Source organism: Alteromonas sp. MmMcT2-2 (assembly GCF_022348305.1).
GTDB classification, from domain to species: domain Bacteria; phylum Pseudomonadota; class Gammaproteobacteria; order Enterobacterales; family Alteromonadaceae; genus Alteromonas; species Alteromonas macleodii.
In genome coordinates, this window is sequence record NZ_JAKRFA010000101.1 from 1 (window position 1) to 2,859 (window position 2,859).

Sequence of the window (2,859 nt, forward strand, 5' to 3'; positions counted from 1 at the left end):
GCGACAGTGGAAAGCTGCACTCAAATGGTACAGCTCCATAGTTGACGCAGCCTGGGCCGGAGGCATATGAAATTAAATTCGTGGGGATCCCTCAGGGTCAGAGTACATTACTAATAAAGTACTCTGACCCCATAATTTCGTATTGCTAGTCGGTTTCGGCTTGCCATTCAGCTAATTGCTTAGCGATTTGTGCTGAGACTCGTTCGTCAACTATTGCGGCGCGTCGACTCATCTCGTGGTGCCACTGGCTGTCTCGTTTAATATGTGAAGGCACTGGCGCATGTCGGTCCAAAGGGCCTGGATAATAGTATGCGTCAGCAACGTCTGAAAGCTTTTGATTCGTGCCGTCTGCAAATCGTGCTGAAACGCTGGATAAAGGGGAGTTCAATTCACTCTTTTCGTTAAGCAAAACAAGCGTAGGAGTAGAAATATCAGGTATTGTCGATGTGGAAAAGTGGGTCCATACTGTCCCAATATTTAAGTCCTTAAGCTTAGAAGTAAAGGGCACAAACTCATTGATTGCTTCCCCGCGCTTTAACGACACCGGTTGCTTTAATGTATGCATTGCGCCAAACAGAAGAATCGCTTTATCTTTTTGTTCAGCTATCTGCTTCACAGTTTTTTCATAGTTAACAATGCGTGTTTTGGTGAGAGACTGCCACTGCTCTTTGCTCAATCCTTCCCATTTAAACTCTGGTTCAGCCAGAGCTATGCGCACTTTATGGTTTGACGATGCATTGAGTAACCTTAGTGTCTGTACGAAATGTCGGTAATGCTTATATTGCCACGCCATGAAATAAATACTGTCCTGCCACAAAGGCTCTAACTCTTGCAGTGAAACCTTTGTATTGGGGTTAAGCAGATAATCATCCAACTCGGGCTGGTAATGGCTATTACCGAACTCAGTCACAATAACGTCGACACTCTCAAAGATATCACGATCAGACAGAGCGTTGATTAAGAGCTCTGTCGGTGCTGCGGAGCCGTGTATATCACCAATTGCCACGATTTGATGTTCGCTTAATAAATGCTTAAAGGTTTGATTTACCTTGTTGTTCCCAGTATTAGCGATATGAGTTGAAGGCGAAACCTCGTTAGCAAAAGAAGTATAAGGTAATAACACCGAACACATAACAATGACGAAAAGCGAATAAATCGAGCAAGAGTGGTAGCGCATCATATATATGAAAGAATAGTTTGTTTGTAATTGATTATCATTATTATTTATTGTAAATGAAAGGGGAGGTAAACATAAAACGGACGTTTTTACGCAATTCAATTAAAATAAAGTGGTATGAAGGTCATTGGGTTTAAAAAGGTGAATGAGTTGTAAAGTCTGCCGCTTCTCCTTTATTACGGACCAATGTCGAATTGATTCGGCTCGAGTGCTTGCGTATTCTCGACATACTTAATGAAATAACTGCTATAGGTGACAAACGTTGTGTGTGAACTTTTAGGCATGAGTGCGAACACTCCTACTGACCTATGTTTTAGTTTTACCGGGCTGACTCGCCGCGGTGGTGAAACAGGGCCGCATAAAGACGGCTGGGGCGTTGCTTTTTATGAAGGGAAGGGCGTGCGTATGTTTCACGATCCCGAGCCTTGCGCCACATCACCCATCGCAGACTTTGTTTCGAAGTTGCCTATAAAAAGCAAGAATGCGATTTGCCATATTCGTCAGGCTAATGTGGGTAACATTAACTTAGCTAACACGCATCCCTTTACTCGCGAACTGTGGGGGCGATACTGGGTTTTTGCGCACAACGGACAACTACCTAATTTCTCGCGCCGGACGGGTGTTTACGAAGCAGTTGGGGATACCGATAGCGAAGAGCTTTTCTGCGATATTATGAATAATGTTAGGCAAAATCTCCCCCGAGACGCTATGCCTGAGCAGTTAGCTGAAACGTTAGTTTCACTTGCAAAGGAGTACGCTCAGCAAGGTGTATTCAATTGCTTGCTGAGCAATGGCGACTGGTTGTTTACGTTCTGTAGTACAAAGTTAGCTAGCATTACCCGCAGAGCACCTTTTGGCCCCGCTTGTTTGAGTGATGTAGAGGTGGAAATTGATTTTGCAGCTGAAACCACGCCAAAAGATGTAGTGAGCATTATTGCTACTGAACCGCTAACAAACGATGAACAGTGGGATATCTATGAACGGGGTGAGTGGAAGCTATGGCAGGAAGGCGAAGTCATAGCCTCGGGTAAAGTGGATGTCCCTGAACACAAAAAAGAAGCCGATATGGTTGCACCAGATCCATCGCTTCACGACTAATCACGAACTATGGGGTCAGAGTAACTTAAATGGCCCCGCTCTCAAAAAGCTCGGTGCTGAGTTAGTAACCCAGCGTAATAATGTACTCTGACCCCATTTTTAACCCAATACTTGCGTGATGGCTTGTTTCACTACTTGGTAGCGGGCGGGTAGAGCGCTGTGGGGTGTTTGAACACTGTATAGGGGCTCGGTTACTTCATTTTTAGCTTTGTAGACGGTAAGTTTGTCGGCAAAAGACACAAAATCTAGTGTGCTGGTGGGCAGCACGGTGTAACCCAACCCTTCGCTTACCGGCAGTAGAATTTGCGAAAGTTGGTTGATGTAGCCGGTATGAGGTAGCTTATTCGGATTAATGTTGGCTAACTCAGCTTCTCCGCAATCGTTAAAATAGCGCTGCAAGTAGTGCATGGCATCAGGGTGATTAATAAGCCCTAGATGCTTGATGACGGCTTTTAATGTTCTACCATCATCAGTTTTACTCTTTGCTTTTCCAGATACGCTTGCTACTTTTGCTACCGAACCCGAACCCGAACCCGAACCCGAACCCGAACCCGAACCCGAACCCCTGTCTCTTATACACATCT

2 protein-coding genes and 1 pseudogene are annotated in these 2,859 nt (G+C 44.9%); 1 reads left to right on the forward strand and 2 read right to left on the reverse strand.

What is annotated here, in order from left to right; translation table 11 throughout:
- Positions 1–145 precede the first annotated feature (145 nt).
- The gene (locus MHM99_RS20940) at positions 146–1,006 is read right to left on the reverse strand and encodes a hypothetical protein (protein ID WP_239220455.1); all 861 of its coding nucleotides are present in this window, start codon (positions 1,004–1,006) and stop codon (positions 146–148) included.
- A 435-nt stretch (positions 1,007–1,441) separates the two neighbouring features.
- On the opposite strand from MHM99_RS20940, the gene MHM99_RS20945 reads away from it, so the two are divergent.
- The gene (locus MHM99_RS20945) at positions 1,442–2,275 is read left to right on the forward strand and encodes a class II glutamine amidotransferase (RefSeq protein WP_014950765.1); all 834 of its coding nucleotides are present in this window, start codon (positions 1,442–1,444) and stop codon (positions 2,273–2,275) included.
- Positions 2,276–2,374: 99 nt separating this feature from the next.
- Here MHM99_RS20945 and MHM99_RS20950 read toward each other — a convergent pair.
- Positions 2,375–2,859: pseudogene (locus MHM99_RS20950) on the reverse strand (LysR family transcriptional regulator); the annotation flags it as partial.